General features: G+C 58.7%; 1 protein-coding gene. It reads right to left on the bottom strand.

Going from position 1 to position 429, the window contains the following annotated elements:
* Positions 1-379: LemA family protein (locus D7X12_RS45765; protein WP_147444039.1), on the bottom strand; the 379-nt coding region annotated here is incomplete at its 3' end.
* Between the last annotated feature and the right edge of the window lie 50 nt (positions 380-429).

Consider the following 429-nt stretch of genomic DNA (forward strand, 5'->3'; position numbering starts at 1 on the left):
ACCCAGCATCTGCCTTCAACTGCGGGTAGTTCTCCGACACGGCAAGGAGTCGGGACAGCGATCCGGTCAACTGCTGCTGCGCCGACTGGAATCGGGCAAACGCCTGCGGATCATTGAGCAACGCAGGCGAGGCTTGGATGGCGCCGACACGCGCGCGAGCCTCAGTCACCTCCGTCAACACCTCTTTCTCATGACTTGCGTAACCCTTGACCGTGTTGACCAGGTTCGGTACCAGGTCGGCGCGCCGCTGGTATTGGTTCACGACTTCAGACCAGCCTGCCTTGACCTGTTCATCCTGCGCTTGAATGGTGTTATAGCCGCACCCCGAGAGGCTGATTGCCAAAATTACCGCAACAACGACTGACCATGCTGCTCGCATCAGACACCTCCATTTTCGAGATTCTTAGCCCCGGAGGCATGGGAACACCG

Source organism: Corallococcus sicarius, from assembly GCF_003611735.1.
Classification (GTDB): Bacteria; Myxococcota; Myxococcia; order Myxococcales; family Myxococcaceae; genus Corallococcus; species Corallococcus sicarius.